Source organism: Erwinia sp. 198 (assembly GCF_003937915.1).
Lineage (GTDB): Bacteria > Pseudomonadota > Gammaproteobacteria > Enterobacterales > Enterobacteriaceae > Erwinia > Erwinia aeris.
This window is the reverse complement of the sequence record NZ_RHUM01000001.1, coordinates 267979-289207: the sequence shown is the minus strand read 5'-3', so window position 1 is coordinate 289207 and position 21229 is coordinate 267979. Positions and strand designations below refer to the sequence as shown.

The window sequence follows — 21229 nt, the reverse complement described above, 5'->3', positions numbered from 1 at the left end:
CTCCGGGATCCTATCAGGCGGCGAATAAAAATACACATCCCGACGTTTTATTCATAAAAAATATAAAAAACCATCGTTGAATCAGCGGTACCGGGCTGGATACGATCGGCAGTCTGGTAGTAGCGCGCGCTAAAAGGGATCGTCGTTGTGCCTGCCTGGAAGGGGTAGCTGATAGCATCCCTGGTGGTATCGATCTTTTGTCCGTCCAACATAAGCTGGATCCCGACACCGGCTGCCGCGCCTTCCTCGTTACTCAGAGCTATCACCCCTTCATTTTTATCTGCATAACCGTAGCCAGGTTCCAGCCGCATCATGACATTAGCGGCAATGCCCTGGCAATCTGATAGCGTAATAGCAAAAGGCACCGCTGGCCCCTTGCTGCCCTTACCATGAAATGTTGCGCTTGAAACGGTGCCCATTTGCACATCTTTATGCGTTTCAACTGCACAGCCAGCTTTGCTTAATTGCACATCGCCCTTAAAATCGATACGGTAAAGATCGCCTAATAAATTATTGTCGTCATCCGCTTCCGCCATAAAAATAGTCTGTTCTATATGTCCGATTTTTCCATAATCGCTACTTTTTCCGGTTTTTACTAAATAAAATTTATCGGTAATAGCGACTGTTCCATTGCTTCTTAGACCGCGCCGCGTCCCCACGCTGTTCATATCCGGGAAATAGACGCTCATACAGCCCCATTTACCCGCTCCGGAATTAAAGTTTGTCCAGACGATACCCAACCCCAGATCGCTTATTCCCGTGTCGGTATCCAATACCGCACAGGTTAAACCATCCACGTTAGCCGTCATCCCCGAACGGTTCCAGCTCGGATTGGTGACCCTGAGGATCTCCTGATGACGCTTGCCCGCCTTGCAGGTAATATTGAGGGTATTAGAAACCACGCCCAGAACATCGCCTGGCTGCGAGTTTGGCGGTACGATTATTTTTTTTAAGTCAATAATGTATTGGTTATTATCTGCCTGACAAATCTGTTCCGCGCTTGCTGGCTGACAAATAACCACCATCCATATCGATAAAAATAAAATTAATTTTTGCATTTCAGCTCAGCCATGATTATCCCGTTATGCGCCGTATTGCTGCGCGAGTCGAAAGGTATTTTGCATAGTGTATTCCCCGGCAGGGGAATATTTAATTCAACCTTTTCAGGCAAACCGGTTAAATAAACCTGCCCTCTTTCATCAGCAATGCCGCTGACGTCACCAGCACTTACCAGAGTGCCAAGCGGTAAAGGCTTGTCGTGATGCGTAATTTTCAGGAATGCCCGATACCCTAATCGGGTATTAAAATCCATCAGAACCAGCGCTTCACGCGTGGGCACTTTCTTTTGTACCGGATCCGTCAAATCGACATCGTTTCCCAGCGTTGAGGTATCCAGAGCAACCTCGTTTTCCTGATAGGCCGATAGCGAGGGGACGATGGCATAGCCTCTGTCGTCCGTTTCCAGGCCGTTGTGATTAACTATACCGACCTTACCCGCGCCCGGCGCCCGGATCAGCGCGTAGCTGCCTCCGTCAACCAAAGGCTGCGCCAGCGTCATGCCGTAAGGATGGGCGACAACGGCGCCGCGTGCCGCCCAGGTGACGCGCTGGTTTTGTCCATAGTAGCGGGTATAGCCCAGGCTAAGGGTGGACATGCTGCTTTGCAGGCTGGCAAACAGGGCTGAGCTTTCATTGACCCTGCCGCCGTACTGATTACGCGCCTGGGCTACCGACCAGGAGAGGTTATTATTCTCCAGCGCCGTACCGTAAAGGGTTGTCGTCAGGTTGCTGCCTGCCGAGGGCGAATAAGCAAAACGGTTGCTCATGGTCAGCGAGCGGGTCGATTGCGGCGTTAACCATTTGCCCAGCGGCAGCGAAAGGCTGGCCGCAATAACGCTGTCCGTTTTTCCCGTCTGCCCACTTTTATTCAGGCTCTGGCTGAGGTTGATCGTGACGCCGTCAAAGTTTTTACTCCAGCTGCTGGTGACTGTGCGCGTTTTAAGGCCGTTCTGATGCCAGTAAGCCTGCTGCGATGCGGAAAGCGCAACGGCGCCGAGCCGGCCTACAGGCTGACTGAGCGTAAGCTGCGCCCGATTTTTCAACGAGCGGCGCAGAGCCTGAGAAGATGAATGATAATACTGAGTGGCTTCGTCAAAGCTGTAATAGCCGTCGGTGTCGAAGCGATAGCCAGCCAGCGTCATCGCGGTGCCGGTGCGCTCTATTTGCTTGCTGTAGCGTAGCCGCCATGACTGGCCTCTGCTGCTGTCGCCGTGACAGAAACGGGTCATCGCCTGCGTCATATCAAGCGATACCGCCCCCAATGCGCCCAGGCTTTGTCCAATACCAAACGTGCCCGCCTGATAATCTTGCGCCGCTATCGCTCCGCCATACACGGATGTGGTATTAAGCAGGCCATAAATCGCCTCCAGCTGGGTAAAGCGTCGGGTAACCTTACCGTTTTCCGTACCGGTGCGGTCACCATGCTCACCGGCGGTCAGCGAGTATTTGACTCTTCCCTGCCGTAAGGAAACCGGCGGCGTGGCAAAAGACTGAATACTTTTACGCACTGAGCCATCTTCTTCGCGAATGGTAATTTCCAGCTCGCCGGACGTGCCGGTCGCATAAAGATCGTTAATAACGAAGTCGCCGGGCGGGACAAAAGTTTGATAGAGCAGATTGCCGTTTTGTCTGACTTCGACCGTGGCGTTGGTCATAGCGACGCCGTGTATAACAGGCGCATAGCCTCGCATACTAAATGGCAGCATTTCATCCTGCGACGTCAGCGCCGCGCCCTGAAAACTAAAGCTATCGAAAATGAGGCCCGGCGTGGCCGTATCGCCGACGATTAGCCGCGCGCGCAACGCTTTGATATCCCGTTCCACCCAGCTCTGTAAACTTCGCCAGTCGCTTTTTCCCGCTGCCGTCCGGGCATAGTAGCTGTAATTACGCAGCCGCCACGGGCCGATATTAACGCCGTTACGCAGGTTAAGATATTGCGAGGTTTCCTGGCCATCGCGGTGGTTTTTTACTTTAGCGCCTGACAGGCTATAAGAGGAAAACAGCATCGGTACGCCTTCTTCCCAGCGATCGGGCGATATATAGCCCTGAACCTGGCTGTCTAAAGCCGCCTGAGGAATACTCAGGTTAAGCCGTCGCTTGTCAAAATCGAAATCGGCTGCCGCCCGGGGAATATAAGCGGCAATGTTGCTGACTACCGCATCCTGTGGCAGCTGCTGCAAACCCGGTATCGCCGTCGTTTTTATCCCTGAAGCCTGTAACAGACTGACCGGCAGCTGCGGACAGAGCTGCTCGCCACAGGTAATGAAACGCAGCTTTTTTTCGCCCATATCATGCTGATTAACACTAAGCTGAACCTGATATACACCGGGTAACTGATTAGTAAGATGGGACAGCAGCGACGGATCCAGCTGCGACTTTTGCTCCTCGCTAAGGTGCAGCGCATTAATATTGAAATAAAGTTCTGCACGCGCAGGGGAAATTATTAATGCCAATACAAGGAAAATAACGGCCACGCGAGCCGGGAAAAAGACATGTAAACCTGGCCGACAAACTACTTTTTCGGCGTACATACTCCCTGACTCCGCTATCAGAATTTCTCATGATGTTCTGGCGTAAAACCGCCAAAATCATTAATTGTGCTAAAAGTGACAGACGTTATTTTCCCGACCGGTGCCTTTATCACGCGTGAAGAAAAAGGTTGCAGCGTGCCTGGCCTTTCCAGCGGCCTGTTATTAATTTTCATCCGCGTCAGGGTAACGACATAAGGCGTGGGATTAGCCACGGTAAGGCTGCTTTCGCCGGGCGTGACTTTAAGCTGACGCCAGGCCTCGCCCGCTCCCTTCACGGTTAATCCGGACGGGCGATAGATCAGCTTGATGATATTTTGCGTGGCAATCGTTAAGCGGTTCGGAGAAGCTTCTTTGGATACCGCCGGAACGGCCCGCACATTAAGCAGGAACAGGCTTTCGCGATCGGTTGGCAGCGAGCGTGGGCCGCTGCCGGTATAAACCACCCTCACCGTACCGCTGCCCTGACGCTCCAGCTTAAATAAGGGCGGCGTGGTAATAAACGGCACTTCATCTTCTTTTTGATTAAAATCTGTGACCCAGGCCTGAATAAGATGAGGCAAGCTATTGCCGGTGTTAGTTAACGGCACGCTGGCCTCTTTTTTTCCCTGGGAATAAATTAATCGCGTAGCGCCCAGGCTCAGGCCATCGGCGTGACTTGCGGGCACGCAGACAAAAACCAGCACGGGCACAAGAATAACAGAGCTGAACGAGCGCATTAACAACCACTCCAGAGGGTGTCGCCCCTTGTCAGGCAAGGGGCATGGGATAAATAAATTACGAGTTGGTGTAATCGATAACGAAGGTGACATCCGTATCAATATCGCCCGTAGGCGTACCGCTGCTGTAAGCAACCAGGTAGGCATTAAAACGCCCCGTGGCGCTGCTTACGTCTTCAGCCAGTTCGTTAAAGCCCGTATTAGCCGTCTTAACGCCGGGCAAATAGTAGGTGCCCGTTTTACCCGCATCTTCCAGTTGAATACCGATACCCGGTACCTGACTGGTAAAAAGATGGGTGTAATTTTCTGTAGAGACGGCAGTCCCCTTAAAAGTGATATCAGGTGCGGCAGTGACCGCGCAGTCGGAAAGCTCAATCGTAAAAGGTTTAGCACCAGTGCTGCTGCCGGCGGTCTTTAACGTGGCGCTGCTTAGTTGTCCAAAGTCCACGGTGCCAATGGTGGCGCCGGATCCTGCCACGCTGGAGACCGTACAGGCAGCGGCTGAAATCGTGCCGATAAAATTGATGGTGCCGTCATCGGCGCGGGCAAGCGTCACGCTGCCCAGGCCGACAGGAATTAAAATTAATGCCAGTAGTTTTTTTCTCAACATATTACAATCCTGTAGGTCATGTTAAAATTTAATGCTTAGTTAATAGTGATAAATTCATTTTTAATAATATGCCTGAGCCTTAGCGCCGGCAGACAGCTACCGAGCAGAAAATATATTCCTGCTATTTCCAGCAAACAAGGGCGTCGTTTACAGCCTTACATTCTGCACCTGACATAAAGAAAAGCAAAAAGATAATATGGTAAAAAAGCCATAAATTAATAGCGAGCACCTGTCAGGAAACAAATAAAAAAGGATTCAGTAACAAAAGGAAAACCTCACTCCTTTAAAAGGTTAATGGCCCTACACTTATGCTATAAAATAGAAAACAGTAACAATAAAAAATATAGCAAAAAGATAACCGCACTTTTATAATAACGAGCCGTTATCAGAAATAAATAACGTTCTCGTTTAATCACCATTAATTTTATGCCCAAGGACGAAAAAATAATTATTAATCATATGGCGCAGGCGTGGTAATAACCATCGATCGTTTAAAAATCAGGCGATCAAACTGTTACAACTTCAACAAATGTCACACTTTACCCGGCCGGGACGCATCTTTCAGGTCGTGATTTGTTGCGTAATCTCTATCATGTAGCGGGTAAATAAAAGGCTACTTGATTGGCAGTGGATGAAATTCAGAGATTTTGCAGAAGAAGAAAAGCTGTTTGTTCGCAGGGCACTGGTGGCCTTTGGCGTCGTGCTGGCGGGTTTTGTCACGCTCGGCATCAATCTCTGGCATCTACAGATCGAACAAAATCAGTACTATCAAACGCGCTCTAATCAAAACGATATCAAGATGATCCCTATCGCCCCCACGCGTGGGATAATTTTCGACCGTAACGGTACGCCGCTGGTAAAAAATGTTACCTGGTATGACATCGAAGTTGTGCCTTATAAAGTGCATGATATGAAGGCATTACTGGCTGAACTGACGCCAATAGTCGATCTGTCCGCCGACGATATCGAGACGTTCAGCCATAATCTGCACAACGCCAGCCGCTACAAGCCGGTGGTGTTGAAAACCGAGCTATCGGCAGAAGAAGTTGCCCGTTTCTCTGTTAATCAATTCAAATATACCGGCGTCGATATCAACAGTTATGAAGATCGCCAGTACCCCTACGGTCCGGATCTGGCACACGTGGTGGGTTACGTCTCTAAAATAAACGACAGCGATTATAAAAGGCTGGATAAAGAAGGAATTAGCGAGAACTACGCCGCCGACCATAATATTGGCAAACAGGGGATTGAAGGTTATTACGAATCGGTGCTGCATGGCAAAACCGGCTATCAGGAAGTGGAAGTGGATAACCACGGCCGGGTGATCCGCGTACTGAAAGAGGTGCCGCCCGTTGCCGGTAAAAATATCTACCTGACGCTGGATCTTCCTTTACAGCAGTACGTGGAGACGCAGCTGCCAGGCCAGCGGGCCGCCGTGCTGATTGAAAATCCCAAAACCGGCGAGGTGCTGGCGATGGTGTCCAGCCCCAGTTACGATCCCAACCCTTTTGTGAAGGGCATCAGCTATAAAGCCTATAAGTCGCTGTTGGCTAATAAAGATCTGCCGCTCATCAACCGCGTAACTCAGGGGCTTTATCCGCCTGCCTCTACCGTTAAGCCTTATATGGCGATGTCGGCGCTGCTGAATCACGTCATTACGCCGCAAACCAGCTTCTACGGCGCGCCGACCTGGACGCTGCCGGGCACCGAGCGCAAATACCGCGACTGGAAAAAAACCGGACATGGGATGCTGGACGTGACCCGCGCGATAGAAGAGTCGGCGGACACCTTCTTTTATCAGGTGGCGTTTATGATGGGCATCGATCGCATTCATACTATGCTCAGCCAGTTCGGCTACGGTAAATCTACCGGCATCGATCTTAACGAGGAGTATAACGGCCTGCTGCCAAGCCGCGAATGGAAGCAAAAGGTGCATAAAAAGAGCTGGTATCAGGGCGATACCGTTTCCGTCGGCATCGGCCAGGGGTACTGGATCGCCACGCCAATCCAGATGGTGAAAGCGATGGCCACGCTGATTAATAACGGGCACGTTATCCAGCCTCACCTGATGTATGAGGAAAAACAGGGTAAAAACGTCAGCCTTTGGCAGCCCACGCTGCCCGCTCAGCAGGTCGGCGATCCTGACTCGCCGTACTGGGGGATAGTGCGTCGTGCCATGTTCGGCATGGCCAACGCGCCGAACGGCACCGGCTATAAATATTTCCATACCGCGCCTTACGGCATTGCAGCGAAAAGCGGTACCTCGCAGGTGTTCGGCCTGAAGCAGAATCAGATCTACAACGCCAGGATGATCCCGACCCGCCTGCGCGACCATATTTTCTATACCGCCTTTGCGCCTTTCGATAAGCCCAAAGTGGCGATAGCGCTGATCCTGGAAAACGGTGGCATCAACGGCGTCACGGCCGCGCCGCTGGTAAGAAATATTCTCGACCATATCTTCCTGCCGCCGGATGTCAAACCGATGGCACCGACTGCCGATCCGCAAAGCAACCTGACCGCGCAATAGCCCGGACGCTAGCGCCGCAGCATAAGCTGCGGCGCCAGCCCGTGATGATGAACCTGTAGCTCGGCCCGATACCAGCGCGTCAGCGTCTGTTCGGTCATCACTTCCGCCGGCGGGCCGCTGGCGACCCGCCTGCCCTCATGCAGCAGCAGCATGGTGTCGGACCACAGCGCCGCCAGGTTCAGATCGTGCAGCACACAGCAAACCGCCAGCTGCCCTTTGCGGCTGAGCCGATGCAGCAAACGCAGCGCATGCTGTTGATGATAGAGATCCAGCGCCGAGGTTGGTTCGTCTAAAAACAACCAGCCGCGCGGGCCATCGTCGTGCCAGAGCTGCGCCAGCGCCCGCGCCAGCTGCACGCGCTGCTGTTCGCCGCCGGAAAGCCGACGATAGTCGCGCGTAGCCAGCTCGTCGCAGCCGGTCAGCTGCATCACTTCGTCCAGCATTGACGAACTGGCGCGGTCAGGCCAGGGCGCACGTCCCATCGCCACCACTTCGCGTACGCTGAGCGGAAACTCAACGTGGCTTTGCTGCCTCATCACCGCCCTGACGCGCGCCAGCCGATCGCGCGGCCAGCTATCCAGCGCCTGACCATTCAGCAGGCACTGACCTGAATCCGGCGAGAGATAGCCCGCCAGCAGCCGCAGCAGCGTGGACTTCCCCGCCCCGTTCGGGCCAATCAGCGCGACCATTTCGCCCGGCGTCAGCGTCAGCGAAACCCGATCGATCAGCAGCCGCGACCCTGAGCGGCAGGAAAGATCGTTCGCCTGTAAAACATCAGTCATATTTGCCTTCTCGCCGACGCAAAATCAGCCATAAGAACCAGGGTGCACCCAGCAGGCTGGTCAGCAGGCCAACCGGCATTTCGGCAGGCGCCACCAGCGTGCGCGCCAGCGTATCGGCTATCAGCAGCAGCATGGCGCCGAGCAGCGCCGAAGCGGGCAGCAGCCAGCGATGATCGCCGCCGGTGCCCAGCCGGATCAGGTGCGGCACCACCAGGCCGATAAAACCGATCACGCCGCTGACCGCCACCGCTGCGGCCACCATCAGCGCGCTGAGCACCAGTACGATGCGCTGCGTGCGCCGCACATCGACACCCAGATAGTGCGCTTCCTCGTCGCCCAGCTGCAGCAGATTGAGCCGCTTTGCCTGCCACTGCGTCGCCAGCAGCGCCGGCAGGATCGGCACGGCGCTGGCCAGCACCGTTGCCCACTGCGCCTGTCCCAGCGATCCCATGCCCCACAGCGAAAGCTGACGCAGCTGCTGATCGTTGCCGATCCAGGAGAGCAAGCCGACCGCCGCGCCGCAGAGCGCGTTGATAGCAATGCCCGCCAGCAGCAGGCGAGAGAGCGTGGTGCGGCCGTGGCGGCTGAGCAAGAAAATCACCAGGGTTACGGCCAGGCTGCCGACAAAGGCAGCCAGCATCGGCCACCATAAAGCCAGCACGGCAGGCAGCGTCAGCGGCATCACCAGGGCCAGGGCCAGCGTCAGCGACGCGCCGCTGCTGATCCCCAACAGGCCGGGATCGGCCAGCGGATTACGAAACAGTCCCTGCAGGGTCGCGCCGGAAACCGCCAGCGCGCTGCCGACCAACACCGCCAGCAGCACGCGCGGCAGGCGGATAGTCCACCAGATCTGCCAGACCAGGCTGTCGGCCGATGCCTGCCAGACCATCGGCAGCGACAGCCGCATCGCGCCCGTGCTGGCGGCAAACAACGCCGTCGCCACCGTCAGTGCAAGCATGATCCCCAGCCCGCGCGACGTCATCTTCCTCATGGCAGCGTCGCTTCCGCCGCTTTACGCAGTTTGCCGATAGCACCCGGCGTTTGCAGACCAAAACCCAGCAGCGCCATATCGTCCACTACCAGCAGGTTGCGTTGCTTGCCCGCAGGCGTCAGCGCCAGTCCCGGCAGCTGCCAGATACGCTCCTCATCGCCCATCACCTTCAGGCCGTCTTTCCCTATCACCACCAGCTGCGGCGCGCTGGCCACAATGCCTTCCTGCGTCAGCGGCTGGTAGCGCGGCACCTGCCCCATGGCGTTAATCAGCCCGGCGCTGCGAATGGCGCTGTCCGCCGCCGTCTCCGTTCCCGCCGCCATCGCCTTCATGCCGCTATGATTGAGGATAAACAATACTTTGATCGGCAGCGGTTTTTTCGCCATTCCGGCAAGCTGGCTATCCAGCCTGGCATCCAGTACCTTGCCCTCCTCTTCCCTGTGCAGCGCGCCTGCAACGGTAGCTATTTTTTTATGGATCGCCTGAAGCGTCGGCTCGCCCGTCACCGTGACCACCTTGACCCCGGCCTGCTCAACCTGCTGTAAGGCCAGCGAGGGTTTAGCCAGCTCGCTGGCGATAACCAGCGTGGGCCGCATCGCCAGGATACCTTCCGCATTGAGCTGGCGCATATAGCCCACGTCCGGCAGTTTGCTCGCCAGCGCGGGCCGCAGGCTGGTGGAATCCCGCGCCACCAGCGTTTGTTGGGCGTCCAGCGCGTAGACAATCTCGGTGACGTCGCCGCCGATCGTTACCACTCGCTCTTCCGCCATCAGCGTAAAGGGCAGCGACAGCAGCGCTATCAGCCACAGCCTCATACCGTCGCTCCTTGCTTTGTCAGCCCGGCGATCTGCTCGCGCCAGCGCGTCTGTTCCGGCTCGCCCTCGGTACGCTGCCCAAACAGCTGGGCGATCTGCGTGCCGTCGGCGGCGAATAGCTCCAGGCTGGTGATAAAGCCGTCGGCGGTGGGCTTACGGGTGATCCAGCTTTCCGCTATGCGATCTTCCATCAGATGTAGCGTAAACGTGGGATTGAAAATGTTCAGCCAGTTTTCCATCCTTACCAGCTTCTCCACCACACCGGTAAAGATCTGCACGCAGCCGCGGTTGCCGACGAAAATCATGATCTCGTTGCCGTCCTGGCTGGCCTGCCGTAGTAGCTCGCCGAGCGCGCTGTTGTCCACCTGCTGCGCCAGATCCTCGGGAACGGCGCGGAAAGCCTGCTGGCGGGAAACGCCGTGGCGGTTCAGCAGGCCGAAAAACTGATGTATGTTAGTCATCGCTCGCCATTCCTGTTCAATAGCCGCGCTGTCCGGCTGCGAACTAACGCTGGCTGGCGTGACGGGGACAACGCTCAGCGTCGGCGGCTCCGCCAGCCGGTAGTCGGCAATCAGCGCCTGCCAGGCCGCCATATCGGTGTTGGGCGTGGCGTAAATTTTCAGTACCGCGTCGCCGTGCGCGTCAAAAATCTGAATACTGTGACGTTCGCCGCGCGCCGTCTCCTCACGCAGCGCATAAGCGCTTTTCCAGTGCTGCGGAAACAGTCGCTGATCCAGCGCTCGCGGGTTGAGGATCAGCCCGGCGTGACCGCCCAAATGTAAATTCTCGTAGCGGCCAGTTTGTTCATGCACGGCAAAGGCATTGCGGGTAATCGATTTGGTTTCGCCGGTCGCTTCCAGCGCGGTCAGCAGCGCTCTGAAGTCGGGGCGCAGCGCCGTTGCCTCGTCCGCCGTGCGGACGTGGGTCAGCTCGGCCTCGCTGACGCCCAGCAGCGCGGCCAGGTCGCGGGCATATTTTTTCGGATGTTCAGCTTTAAGCTGCCTGTAACACTGTAAAAGGTTCATCGCTTGTTCTCCATTAAGCCCCGCGCGCGGGGCAAAGTTAAGGCGGTCAAAAATCCACATTGACGCCCAGCTGGAAGGTGCGGCCCGGCATCACCGCCAGCGCTTTATCATAGGCATCCTGTCGCGTGCTTCCCGTCAGGTTGCGGCTGCTCAGGTAGTCCCAATATTTACGATCGGTCAGGTTATAGATACCGCCGCTGACGCGCACGTTTTTCGCCGTCTGCCACCAGGCGGTCATATCCACCATGCCGTAACCCGGCACGCGGCTGTATTCCTCGTCCGATCCGGCCAGCGCCGCGCCGCTGTTGCTGTAGCTTTCGCGATTGGTTGCGGTCGCCCGCTTGCCCTTAACAAAGGTCGCCGTTACCGCAGCGCCGTAGACTTTTGCCGGATCGTCCCAGGCGAGGCCCGCTATCGCTTTGACCGGCGCCACGCTGTCTAAATCGATATAGCTGTCGCCAGCGTAGCTGGATTTTGATTTGCCTTCGCTGTAGCCCAGCGCAAAGGTGGCGCTCAGGCCGTTAACCTCGCTAAACCAGCTGCCGACATCGAGCCTGGTGCTAAGCTGACCGCCCCAGATAAAAGCTTTATCACGGTTTTCTGCCTGATAGATAGTGTAAATATTCGACGGCACCCGGCTGAACTTCGCCGGACTGCCGGCGCGCGTGTAGCGGGTATAGGCAATAAAGTTGTCGTAGGTGTTGTAGAACATGACGGCATTCAGCGATACGCCTTTCGCCGCCTCGCCCTTTAACCCCCACTCCAGGTTATTGCTGGTTTCCGTTTTCAACGCGCTGTTGCCGATCAGCGCGTACTGGGCGGATCCCGCATAGCTGGAGCCGAGGTTCCAGGAGCCGTACAGCTGGCTGGCGTTGGGGAACTGCGCGCCGCGCTTGTAGAGCACATACGTCATCAGATCCGGCGTCAGATCGTAGTTCAGGCTCAGCGATGGCAGCAGCTGCGTATCGCTATTTTTCTGCCCATAAAGTTTTTGCAGATCCGCCTCGGTAATAGCCGTGCTGCCGGTGGTCAGGCTGCTCAGGTTTTGCGGCCTGATGCTTTGGTAAGCAACGCGCACGCCCGGCACCACGCTGAAGTCGTGGCCGCTCAGATCGAAGTGGATTTTATCCTGAAGGTAACCACCCGCCAGATAGCCGCGGCTGTCGGCCTGCGGCTGCATGATGACGCTGTACTGGCTGGGGGCAGGCGTCTGGCGGAAAGGCCGCTGTGTGTCGGTAACGGCTGCGTTCAGTCCGCCGCTCAGCTCGTGGCGTCCCAGGGTTTTTATCAGCCGGGTTTCGATGCCCCGGATATCCACATTGTAATCGGAATAAATCCGCTCCATCGCCGTCGCGCTGGCAGGCATCAGGGTATTGTCGTGCGCCTGCGTCTGCTGGTAATACAGGCGGGAGGTCAGGCCGTCGAGCAGATCGCTATTCGGCGTCCATTCATCCTTCAGGCTGATGCCCCAGCGGCGGCTATTGCTCTGCTGCTGCGCGGTGCCCCAGATGGTGTTGCCGCTGCTGTCCCACGAGTCGTAATGGGTGTGGTTGGTTTTATCATAATAATCAACGGTGCCGGTCAGCTTGTGCTCGTCGTTGGGCTGCCAGATACCGGAAGCCAGCAGCGCGTTTGAATGCCAGTTGGCCGGATAAGCCGCCAGCGTGCCGCTGTTATTGCGCGTTTGCTGGCCGTCGCGACGGCTGTATACGAACACGCCACGCAGCGTGGCATCGCCTGCCGCAGCGGTTATACCGTTGTGCCAGCTGCGGTTGGCGGAGTCGTAGCCGGACTGATAGCCGAAATAAGCCGGTTTATAGGGCGACAGGTAGTCATCTGCAGATTTCGGCAGGAAGGAGACCGCGCCGCCAATGGCGTTGTTGGCTTTTTCCGTGGAGGTTGCGCCGGATTCGATCTCTATCAGGCCGTAGAGATAAGGATCGATATAATCGCGGCCAATGCCGAAGGTGTTCAGACCCGCACGGCTGGCGTAGCTGCGCCCGGCCGCTTCCGGCTGCGGGATGCCGTCTACCTCCAGCCCTACACGGTTGCTTTCCAGGCCGCGAATGTTGTAGCCGATATAGCCGCCGCGATCGAAACCGCTTTTACCCGTGCCCGATCCGCCGCTGGCACCGGTCGCGCCAATCAACGGTTCATAACGCATTATCGAGCCAAAGTCGGTCACCCCTTTTTTTTGCATTTCCGCTGCGGTGAGGGTGGTCTGGCTGCCCGCCTCTTTTACCTGTCGGGGCGCGGTGACCACCATTAAAGGCTCGCTGTGCGTATCCGCAACGGTCGGCCGTTCATTTTCGGCCCGCGCGTCTGCCGCCCGGGCGCCTGATGTTAAACCGGCCGCCGCCAGTGCCGTAAACAGCACGGAGCGATAGAAAATTCCCTGAGAACACTGATTCTTATACATGCTGGTAAGCCTTTTTCCTTATTAGTATCGACTCACATCACTGCCAAAAGCGTTACTGACGCCCGTCACGCCTGGTTATAGTCGATCCCTGACTACTGATAAATGCGAATGATAATCATATTGATTAATATTATCAATAATCTCCATAAAGAATTCACAATTCGGGAAAGGGCACGCAGCTGCAGGCTTGACAGCGTGTCTCCCCCGCCAGAAGATGGTGCTCCCCTTTTTTGCCGGACTACGCTAATGACAACGCCTGCCATCACTATTCATTACTGCTCCCAATGCAACTGGCTGCTGCGCGCGGGCTGGATGGCGCAGGAGCTGCTGCATACTTTTGGTACCGATTTAGCCTCGGTCACGCTGGTGCCGGGCACGGGCGGCATTTATCAAATCGCCGTTGACGGTCATCTGCTGTGGGATCGCAAAGCGGACGGTGGCTTTCCGGAAGTGAAAGAGCTGAAGCAGCGCGTGAGGAACCACTGTTTTCCCGAACGGGATTTGGGTCATATAGACAGATAGCCAGCTAAACAAAGCGCCCTGCGCTAGCGCCTTGACGGGCCATCCACGCGGCCCGGCTTGTTTATTCCCGTCGCTACACGGTAAACTCAGCGCCGTCCGGCAGCATGCTGCCAGCCGGCAATAATAACTACTCTTGCCTGCCCTGCCCTCATCGTCCCCGTCACGCGTTGTGCACAGGTTTTAGCCTCTCTTATTAAGACTTTTTATGACTATTGAAAACCCAACTTCTCCTGCGGTGCGCGCCGTCGGCCCGCTGCTGTTTGCCCTGGCGCTGGGCGCCTTCGCTATCGGCCTGAGCGAATTTGTGATCATGGGCCTGCTGCCGCAGGTCAGCGAAGCGATGCACGTCAGCCTGGCCGAAGGCAGCCGTTTTATCAGCTACTACGCGCTGGGCGTGGTGATCGGCGCGCCGCTGTTTTCCCTGAGCACCGCGCGCCTGAGCCGCAAACATCAGCTGATGATTTTTATCACGCTGTTTTTAGGCGGCAACGTCAGCAGCATGCTGGCGGACAGCGCCCACGCGCTGGTGATTTCCCGTTTCCTCAGCGGCCTGCCGCACGGCGCTTTTCTTGGCGTGGCGGCACTGGCGGCCGCTTCGCTGGTGGAAGAGAACCGGCGCGGTCAGGCGGTGGGCAGAGTTATGCTCGGCCTGACGCTGGCCTCACTGCTGGGAAATCCGGCGGCAACGCTGCTGGGCGAACACCTGGACTGGCGCTGGGCCTTTGCCTGCGTGTCGCTGCTGTCGCTGGCCGATGCGCTGCTGATTTTTAAACTTTTCCCACAGCAGCATGAGGAAGCGCAAAGCTCGCCGCTGAAAGAGATCCGCGGGCTGGCGAACAGCCGCATCTGGCTGACGCTGGGCATCGCGGCCATCGGCTTTGGCGGCATGTTTGCCGTGATCAGCTATATCACGCCAATCCTGACGCTGGCCGCGCATCTCTCTACGCTCTGGCTGCCGGTGGTGCTGTTCGCTTTTGGTCTGGGCATGGTGTTGGGCAATCTGGCTGGCGGCAAGCTGGCCGACCGCAAAATCATGCTCTCTATTTTTTGTATTCTGGCCTGGAGCGTGCTGGTGCTGACCCTGTTCCCGCTGATGGTTTCTTCCGTCAGCGGCCTGCTGCTGGGCGCTTTCCTGATCGGCACCAATCTGGCGCTGTGCGCGCCGCTCCAGGTGCGTCTGATGCAGGTGGCCGGAAAAGCGCAAACGCTCGCCGCGACGCTGAATCACTCCGCCTTTAATATCGCCAACGCGCTGGGCGCGTTTCTGGGTGCCTGGGTGGTGCAGCAGGGCTATCCGATGACGCAGACCGCCAGCTATGGCGCTGTTCTGCCGCTGATGGGGATGGTGATCTTTGCTTTCGCCCTGCTGAAGGAAGTGGCCGACCGTAAAAAAAGCGCGATTGGCGCCACCGATCTGATTTAAAAGATGGGCGTGTGGCACTGATGCTTATTTAGTGAATGTTCAGGTGATGTCCGCTTTGTTGGAAAAAGCGGACGTCATGGAGAAATCAGATACCGTGCGGCTACTGTTTAAGCGAGAAGCGGAGGAAAATTTTACTTTTCCATTATTAATCCCGCTGGCCGCTTATTGACGCTGTCCACCTGAAGATACCCTACATAGCTGGTCGGATCCGCGTATCCAAAAATCCTGTAGCCGGTTGAAGTTTCAATACCGGGGAGATGAATAGCCCGAAGAATAACCCCAACTTCCGCGTGCTGCTCAACTGAATTTGTCAAAATATCAAGATAGTGGATATCCGAATAGCCACCCGCATTGAAATGGTAAAACCATTCGCCATCAACTGCGGATCTATAGCCATTGAGAGAGGTCGTTTTCCATAAAGGAGGCGATGTCATGTTAATCATTGCCAGACGGATCTCATTCCATTTTGTATTATTCATGCAGCCAGAGAGCATTCAAACCTCCTGTCACTGAAGAAAGCGACGCCTGGCAGCTTTTCCAGACGCCCCGGCATTGCTATAAGCATGATTTCCCGGACAATTTATCAGGGAATTAACTCAGCCGTTGCAAAACGTCCGCCATCCGGCCGCAAGGGCAGATCGGCAGCCTGCCAGACGGCGGACTGCCTTGCCTGTCAGGGAATAAGTTTACTGCTGCGCATGGCTTCCAGATGCTCGATCAATACGTCATCGGAGCGCCTGATCATGGCGTCAAATCCTTCCCGGCGCGCTTTGGTAACGTCAAATATGGCATCTTTCTGCACATGGAAGATGAAATCACCAAATCCGCCCAGCGCCAGCTTATCGATATCCTTCTCCTTCAGCTGCGCCTTGTCGGCGATGGATGACCAGAGAGGCTTAAGCCCGCTGAGCCGTTCGCTAAGCGAGACAGGCTGCGCCTCGCCGATCGGCACACCGAACCAGTCAGCCAGTTTTGGCCAGACATGACACCAGCGAAACACGTCGCCATTGGTGATATTGAACGCGCCGAATTTGGCGTTTTCGGCAGCCCAGATAGCGCTTTGCCCCAGAATGCGGCTGTCGGTGATATTCACCAGCGTATGACGATAGGCGTCATCCGGGCCGGGGAAATGCAAAGCGGTTCCCGTTTCGCGGCAAATCGTCCCGTACACGCCGATCAGATTTCCCAGGTTCATGGGCGATCCGAATGAGTGGCCGATAACAATATCCGGGCGCAGCGCGGTCCAGCCGATACCTTCCTCGCCAATCTTCTTCGCATAGTCTTCATGCCGGAAATAAAGGTTAGGCGGAAAATGCCGGCTGTCCTCTTCCCGTGCCGGGGTGCGGTAAACGCCCAGATGAGCGCCATAAACCTTGCCGCCCTGAATAAAGATAATATGCTGCAACGCATTGCCTGACGAGCGCACTGCGCCGATCAGGTTTTCAAACATCAGCGCATTAATATCTGCTTCCACGCCCGGATTAGGATCCTGGCGCAACGCCGCGTAAAAGATATGCGTCACCGTTTCAAACGCTTCGCGGTGTTGTTTAAGATCCTCTGAAGAGGTCAGGTCAGCGCTGATATGAGGAGAAGAATGAGGGCTGTGCGGCGAACGCCCAAGAGTCGTGATTTGCCAGCCCGCTTTATGGAAGGAATCATGAGCGGCGAAGCCCACTACGCCGCTTGCACCGACCAGCAATACGTGCTTGTTATTCATACAGTTCTCCGCTTGGTTTCAGATAACAAAATGTAGCCGCGTTTTTGGCCGCCGCAGGCCCCGGCAGAAAACATACAAAGGGTTTGGCGCTGCCGGAAAACGGCGCCGTGCCCGAACGCTGTTATTAAAAAGTGATCTATATAACAGAATGAGTCAAACAATGATCGACAGGCGCAGAGCCACAGAAACGTTTCTCTCTGTTCACGTTTACAGCACAGAATTTTCCGGTCTGGCGCCTACGCCCCTATCAACTTCTGGCGTGTGACACAGGTGCCATTCCCGCTTTTTTACCTCCATCATTTGCTGCCGTTCTCATTGCAGACCCTGACTCGCTCCGATGATCCACTATACTGACCATTGCTGATGTAATTTACCTACGAATCTGAGCACGGTTAGCGACCAATTACCCACCCTATCCACGACCATCAGGAGAACAACATGCAAAAGAATAAAACCTTGAAAATGCTGTTAGCCGTATCGGCAGCGGCCGCTATGTTCAACACTGTCGGCGTACAGGCCCAGACGCCAACGAGCGCCGCGCAGAATGTTGCCGCAGGCCAGTCGGGATCGAGCACCAAACTCAGTGCCGGCGACGAAAAAGCGGTGAAGGACATGGCGCAGGCCAATATCAATGAAATCGCCGCTGCCAAGCTCGCGCTGAGTAAGGCCCAAAGCAGCGATGTCAAAGCATTCGCTCAGCAGATGGTCGAAGATCACGGCGCCGCCTTGAGCAAAGTCCAGGCCGTCGCCCAGCAAAAGGGCGTGACGCTGCCGACTGAGCCGGACGCCAGCCACAAGGCCATAGCCGCCAAACTGGAAAAGCAGAGCGGCAACGCATTTGACAAGATGTATATGGAAAATGCCGGCACGAAAGACCACAAGATGGTGCTGGCGAAGCTGAAAAGTGACGCCATGCAGATTAAGGATGCGGATGTGAAGGCCCTGGCCGACGCGCATACGCCGGTCGTTGAGCAGCACCTGAAGTCCGCCCAGCAGATGTCGATGTCGGCAGGTAAGTAAACAGGTTATTCGCCAGGCGCAAGGTTCTGTCGCCTGGCTTTTAGTCAACGTATGGCAAAAAGCCCCGGCGAGAGTGTGATTGTTGACAGCGCTGAAGAACGAGAGCCGACCTTTACCGTAACTGCATCGCTCGTTACCCGGTCGTGGGTTGACACCCGCTCTGCGTACTGATAATCATCATTGCCCTAAAGCAGCTCAACAAGATACCTGGCGCAAACATGGCAAAAGATCGCTTCTGGCTCCAAACGAACATGCCTACCCTATGCGCGCAGAATAGCCATCCCCAGCCTGGCGCGGTAGCCGTAGTTCTGCCAGTTAACGGTTCTGCCATATGACCCCCTTTAAACAAAAAAACCTACCGAAGTGAGCCTATATTATATATGCGGGGAGCTTTCCTTTTATAAACAAATAGCCATTCTAACAAGCATTAAAAAGGCCGCACCTGGCGACCATATAATATAATATTTAAAATGAAATTTGCTATATAAATTACATTTATTTCTTAATCAAGATCGAAAAAATAAAATGAATAAATTTAACCACACTAATATAGCAAATCATCATTATACTGAAGCGTGATATTTCTTCAGGGAATGCATACCAATTAGTAAACATTACCTTTGCACCACTCAATAGCGATGATGCCAGAAGCACCCCAAAAAAAATAGCGAGGCAGTAAATCAATTTCTCTTTCACTTTAAGCGTCCTTAAAAGGGACAGAAGTCGCCAGAACAATTTGAATTGTTTGAACCGGAACCACCGCCTCCACCGTTGCCGCTATTCTTGAAACATCCACCAGAGATAACGCCACCAGCCAGCCCTACGGCTATACCAGCCAAACCACCCAACGATCCGGCTATCATTCCTCCAATCATGCCGCTGTTACAGTTTGTAACATCGTCCCCAAAGATGCATAGAAGCCCCCACCAGAGTTGGCAGTGGATTTACTTGCCCCGCTTCTGCCTCCGCGCTGACTCGCACTGGCACTGGCACTGGCACTGGCACTGGCACTGGCACTGGCATGGGAAGGATCACAGCCTCCAGAGGCTCCAGTAACTAAAACCCATTCTTCTTGCTGCAACGTCCTGATAGCCATAATAAATCCCTTTTATTATCAACCTAAATATATGCCCACCATTTGCTTCCTGATAAGGCATAAACAGGTTTACCCTTTTGTCAGGGATTCGTCAATCTATGTAATCATTTACCTAAAACCACAATAAAGACAATATATACAGACAGTTATACTTTTAATAAAAATAAATCAAGAAATTTTTGGAGCGGTAATTAAATAAAAAAACAAAAAGGTTGAGCACCATCACAAATTAAAAGAGTAATGTTAAAAGTGGACTGAAGCATCACAGTGATAATGGTATGCCGCGTTTGCCACAGGGCTAACAGCGAAAAACCCCGCCGTGGCGAGGTTTGCAATTCGTAAGTGGCCTATGCACAAAAAGGCTACTTTGGAGAGATACTATGCCAATTTCGAACAAAATCAATCCCTCTTTTGATTACTGTTATGAGATCCTTTAATTTCCTTTATCTGCTATGGAAACAGGTAAATGAATTCTGTTTAAAATGCATATTGCAGGAGTAAATCAACAGTTGGTGTAAACAAGGAGAGTAACAATGGCATGGGTTTATGAAGTGATGAATAAATCTTTTTACCTGAATGGTAAGTTCCAGTTTAAGGCTATGTATGCTGGTACGCCGGGGTATAAAGATGATGTAACATTTGAATGCGTTAAATTTAAAGGCCCTCTGCCTCGAGGCAAATACCATATTGGGCGAATGCAAGCCACGCATCCAAAAGCGGGGAAACATGTCATACGTTTAACTCCTCATCAAGGGAATAGCATGTGTGACCGGGATGGTTTCCTTATTCATGGTGATAATGGTAAAGGGACAGCATCTAACGGTTGTATTGTTACCAGGTTATATGACAGGAAAAAGATTGCTGAAAGTCATGATCAGGAGTTAATTGTGAAATGATAAAAAACTCCGCGCTTTTTACCTTTATTATCTGTGTTAATGCATCTGCGGGCGTAACACCTGAATCATGCCTTGATATTAACAGAAGCGTCGGGGTAAGTATGACCGATGCTCTTGTTGCAGATTTAGATATCAAAGAAAGTGACATTTTAGTTGATAAAACAAAGTTGTCACTCCTGAGTACTAACAATGTAACGCCTGAGCTTGCTGAAACTCTCGCCAGGAAGAACTATAGTACAGAATCAACGCATTTTTTTTCGATCGATAAAGGAAAACAAATGTTTATGGAAAGTAATGCTAAAAATATAATTGTAAAGTATGATTATATTAACCACAAAAATAAACACATTGTCACTTTAGCTTCGCTATTAATTAATGATGACGAGTGCTCTGTCAATTTTAATGGTTATATTATTGTCAAGCGCGAGTTTTGATTATTGCCTCTGCGTATTGGCGCAGGGGCTTTTTACCATTAACGCGTCATATTTCTGAACTGTGCGTCAGCATAGCTTTCTTCGATCTCAAGTTTCGCCACCAGCTTTTCAAAAAAGGCTTTCCGTTGCGTGGCCAGGGCAACTGGTTCAGCTCTGATACCAGCATTTGAGCACCAGGCGGTTGTGGCTGCCGAACGGCAATACGCCTCAAACGCCAGCTTCGCCAGCACGACCAGGCATTTACCCGGCTGGCTGCGGCTTAACAACCAGCAAAACCTCACCACGCAACGCTTTCAGGCCGCTATAAACAAGACGCGCCCGCACCACGCCGCCATGCCTGCTCCGTCAGGGTATCGCTAAAGATTTGCGCTCAAATGCCGATAGCTTTTTCAGGCTTCTGAAAGCCTTTTTTACCCTTTGGGCAGTCATATTAATCAGGAGAGCAAGATGGATGTATCACAAATTGCATCACTGGCTACCGGCCTTGATAACATGGAACTCGGTAACAAAGTAAGCACGCTCGTACTAAAGAAAGCCCTGGATAATCAGCAGTCTGTGGCGGCCGGGATCGTTGATTCCATCCCTCAGTTACCTGCCAACCCCGCAGTCGGTCGCAACATCAATACCACCGCCTGATTAGCGGCAAC

19 protein-coding genes are annotated in these 21229 nt (G+C 54.2%); 7 read left to right on the top strand and 12 right to left on the bottom strand.

The genetic code is table 11. From position 1 onward, the window contains the following. Nucleotides 1–47: 47 nt before the first annotated feature. From EGK14_RS01365 to EGK14_RS01350, 4 genes are read right to left on the bottom strand one after another with little or no spacing between them, the layout of a single operon-like run. On the bottom strand, nt 48–1058 hold the full coding sequence (locus EGK14_RS01365; protein WP_125287280.1) for a fimbrial protein: 1011 nt from the start codon (nt 1056–1058) through the stop codon (nt 48–50). Beyond that, nucleotides 1046–3589, bottom strand: a complete 2544-nt coding sequence (locus EGK14_RS01360; protein ID WP_125287279.1) for a fimbria/pilus outer membrane usher protein — start codon at nt 3587–3589, stop codon at nt 1046–1048. The genes EGK14_RS01365 and EGK14_RS01360 overlap by 13 nt, the downstream gene beginning before the upstream one ends. Before the next feature lie 17 nt (nt 3590–3606). Beyond that, on the bottom strand, nt 3607–4305 hold the full coding sequence (locus EGK14_RS01355; protein ID WP_158616017.1) for a molecular chaperone: 699 nt from the start codon (nt 4303–4305) through the stop codon (nt 3607–3609). A gap of 58 nt (nt 4306–4363) precedes the next feature. Then, complete coding sequence (locus tag EGK14_RS01350) at nt 4364–4915, bottom strand: fimbrial protein (RefSeq protein WP_125287277.1); 552 nt, start codon at nt 4913–4915, stop codon at nt 4364–4366. 631 nt (nt 4916–5546) lie between these two features. Between EGK14_RS01350 and mrdA the strand changes: the two genes are divergently transcribed. After that, the gene (gene mrdA, locus EGK14_RS01345; protein WP_125287276.1) at nt 5547–7442 is read left to right on the top strand and encodes a penicillin-binding protein 2; all 1896 of its coding nucleotides are present in this window, start codon (nt 5547–5549) and stop codon (nt 7440–7442) included. A gap of 8 nt (nt 7443–7450) precedes the next feature. Here mrdA and EGK14_RS01340 read toward each other — a convergent pair whose 3' ends face one another. The 5 genes from EGK14_RS01340 to EGK14_RS01320 are packed head-to-tail and all read right to left on the bottom strand — an operon-like array spanning nt 7451 to nt 13474. Further along, nucleotides 7451–8224, bottom strand: a complete 774-nt coding sequence (locus EGK14_RS01340) for a heme ABC transporter ATP-binding protein (RefSeq protein ID WP_125287275.1) — start codon at nt 8222–8224, stop codon at nt 7451–7453. After that, nucleotides 8217–9215, bottom strand: a complete 999-nt coding sequence (locus EGK14_RS01335) for an iron ABC transporter permease (RefSeq protein ID WP_125287274.1) — start codon at nt 9213–9215, stop codon at nt 8217–8219. The genes EGK14_RS01340 and EGK14_RS01335 overlap by 8 nt, the downstream gene beginning before the upstream one ends. Continuing rightward, a complete protein-coding gene (locus EGK14_RS01330; RefSeq protein ID WP_125287273.1) occupies nt 9212–10030 on the bottom strand; it encodes a hemin ABC transporter substrate-binding protein in 819 nt (272 codons plus the stop codon). Before EGK14_RS01330 ends, EGK14_RS01335 begins: the two co-directional genes overlap by 4 nt. After that, nucleotides 10027–11055, bottom strand: a complete 1029-nt coding sequence (locus tag EGK14_RS01325; RefSeq protein WP_125287272.1) for a hemin-degrading factor — start codon at nt 11053–11055, stop codon at nt 10027–10029. The genes EGK14_RS01330 and EGK14_RS01325 overlap by 4 nt, the downstream gene beginning before the upstream one ends. A gap of 46 nt (nt 11056–11101) precedes the next feature. After that, the gene (locus tag EGK14_RS01320) at nt 11102–13474 is read right to left on the bottom strand and encodes a TonB-dependent receptor domain-containing protein (RefSeq protein WP_125287271.1); all 2373 of its coding nucleotides are present in this window, start codon (nt 13472–13474) and stop codon (nt 11102–11104) included. Between the two features lie 246 nt (nt 13475–13720). Between EGK14_RS01320 and EGK14_RS01315 the strand changes: the two genes are divergently transcribed. Together EGK14_RS01315 and EGK14_RS01310 are read left to right on the top strand one after the other, a co-directional pair. Continuing rightward, entirely contained in the window at nt 13721–13996 is a 276-nt protein-coding gene (locus EGK14_RS01315) for a SelT/SelW/SelH family protein (RefSeq protein WP_125287270.1), read from the top strand. A gap of 205 nt (nt 13997–14201) precedes the next feature. Then, a complete protein-coding gene (locus tag EGK14_RS01310; RefSeq protein ID WP_125287269.1) occupies nt 14202–15419 on the top strand; it encodes an MFS transporter in 1218 nt (405 codons plus the stop codon). Nucleotides 15420–15550: 131 nt separating this feature from the next. Here the strand turns inward: EGK14_RS01310 and EGK14_RS01305 are convergent, their stop codons facing one another. Both EGK14_RS01305 and EGK14_RS01300 read right to left on the bottom strand, forming a co-directional pair. Further along, nucleotides 15551–15913 (bottom strand): DUF6678 family protein, encoded by a 363-nt coding sequence (locus tag EGK14_RS01305; protein WP_125287268.1) that lies wholly within the window; start codon nt 15911–15913, stop codon nt 15551–15553. A gap of 179 nt (nt 15914–16092) precedes the next feature. Continuing rightward, the gene (locus EGK14_RS01300; RefSeq protein WP_125287267.1) at nt 16093–17136 is read right to left on the bottom strand and encodes an NAD-dependent epimerase/dehydratase family protein; all 1044 of its coding nucleotides are present in this window, start codon (nt 17134–17136) and stop codon (nt 16093–16095) included. Nucleotides 17137–17574: 438 nt separating this feature from the next. Between EGK14_RS01300 and EGK14_RS01295 the strand changes: the two genes are divergently transcribed. From EGK14_RS01295 to EGK14_RS01285, 3 genes are all read left to right on the top strand, one after another. Beyond that, nucleotides 17575–18156: a DUF4142 domain-containing protein gene (locus EGK14_RS01295; RefSeq protein ID WP_125287266.1), complete on the top strand. Its 582-nt coding sequence runs from the start codon at nt 17575–17577 to the stop codon at nt 18154–18156. Nucleotides 18157–19785: 1629 nt separating this feature from the next. Further along, complete coding sequence (locus EGK14_RS01290) at nt 19786–20148, top strand: tlde1 domain-containing protein (protein WP_125287265.1); 363 nt, start codon at nt 19786–19788, stop codon at nt 20146–20148. Further along, nucleotides 20145–20582, top strand: coding sequence for a Shiga toxin A subunit (locus tag EGK14_RS01285; protein ID WP_125287264.1), 438 nt, complete (start codon nt 20145–20147; stop codon nt 20580–20582). The genes EGK14_RS01290 and EGK14_RS01285 overlap by 4 nt, the downstream gene beginning before the upstream one ends. Nucleotides 20583–20620: 38 nt before the next feature. On the opposite strand, the gene EGK14_RS01280 is transcribed toward EGK14_RS01285, so the two are convergent. Further along, the gene (locus EGK14_RS01280; RefSeq protein WP_125287263.1) at nt 20621–20848 is read right to left on the bottom strand and encodes a hypothetical protein; all 228 of its coding nucleotides are present in this window, start codon (nt 20846–20848) and stop codon (nt 20621–20623) included. A 181-nt stretch (nt 20849–21029) separates the two neighbouring features. Between EGK14_RS01280 and EGK14_RS01275 the strand changes: the two genes are divergently transcribed. Next, entirely contained in the window at nt 21030–21218 is a 189-nt protein-coding gene (locus tag EGK14_RS01275) for a YjfB family protein (RefSeq protein ID WP_125287262.1), read from the top strand. Nucleotides 21219–21229: the final 11 nt, after the last annotated feature.

Excerpts from the sequence above, each read along its gene's own strand:
- EGK14_RS01355 (WP_158616017.1), bottom strand. The coding sequence starts at position 4,305 with ATGCGCTCGTTCAGCTCTGTTATTCTTGTGCCCGTGCTGGTTTTTGTC.
- EGK14_RS01310 (WP_125287269.1), top strand. The coding sequence starts at position 14,202 with ATGACTATTGAAAACCCAACTTCTCCTGCGGTGCGCGCCGTCGGCCCG.
- EGK14_RS01305 (WP_125287268.1), bottom strand. The coding sequence starts at position 15,913 with ATGCTCTCTGGCTGCATGAATAATACAAAATGGAATGAGATCCGTCTG.
- EGK14_RS01320 (WP_125287271.1), bottom strand. The coding sequence starts at position 13,474 with ATGTATAAGAATCAGTGTTCTCAGGGAATTTTCTATCGCTCCGTGCTG.
- EGK14_RS01360 (WP_125287279.1), bottom strand. The coding sequence starts at position 3,589 with ATGTACGCCGAAAAAGTAGTTTGTCGGCCAGGTTTACATGTCTTTTTC.
- EGK14_RS01300 (WP_125287267.1), bottom strand. The coding sequence starts at position 17,136 with ATGAATAACAAGCACGTATTGCTGGTCGGTGCAAGCGGCGTAGTGGGC.
- EGK14_RS01330 (WP_125287273.1), bottom strand. The coding sequence starts at position 10,030 with ATGAGGCTGTGGCTGATAGCGCTGCTGTCGCTGCCCTTTACGCTGATG.
- EGK14_RS01340 (WP_125287275.1), bottom strand. The coding sequence starts at position 8,224 with ATGACTGATGTTTTACAGGCGAACGATCTTTCCTGCCGCTCAGGGTCG.
- EGK14_RS01350 (WP_125287277.1), bottom strand. The coding sequence starts at position 4,915 with ATGTTGAGAAAAAAACTACTGGCATTAATTTTAATTCCTGTCGGCCTG.
- EGK14_RS01285 (WP_125287264.1), top strand. The coding sequence starts at position 20,145 with ATGATAAAAAACTCCGCGCTTTTTACCTTTATTATCTGTGTTAATGCA.
- EGK14_RS01325 (WP_125287272.1), bottom strand. The coding sequence starts at position 11,055 with ATGAACCTTTTACAGTGTTACAGGCAGCTTAAAGCTGAACATCCGAAA.
- EGK14_RS01275 (WP_125287262.1), top strand. The coding sequence starts at position 21,030 with ATGGATGTATCACAAATTGCATCACTGGCTACCGGCCTTGATAACATG.
- EGK14_RS01290 (WP_125287265.1), top strand. The coding sequence starts at position 19,786 with ATGGCATGGGTTTATGAAGTGATGAATAAATCTTTTTACCTGAATGGT.
- mrdA (WP_125287276.1), top strand. The coding sequence starts at position 5,547 with ATGAAATTCAGAGATTTTGCAGAAGAAGAAAAGCTGTTTGTTCGCAGG.
- EGK14_RS01365 (WP_125287280.1), bottom strand. The coding sequence starts at position 1,058 with ATGCAAAAATTAATTTTATTTTTATCGATATGGATGGTGGTTATTTGT.
- EGK14_RS01295 (WP_125287266.1), top strand. The coding sequence starts at position 17,575 with ATGCAAAAGAATAAAACCTTGAAAATGCTGTTAGCCGTATCGGCAGCG.
- EGK14_RS01335 (WP_125287274.1), bottom strand. The coding sequence starts at position 9,215 with ATGAGGAAGATGACGTCGCGCGGGCTGGGGATCATGCTTGCACTGACG.
- EGK14_RS01315 (WP_125287270.1), top strand. The coding sequence starts at position 13,721 with ATGACAACGCCTGCCATCACTATTCATTACTGCTCCCAATGCAACTGG.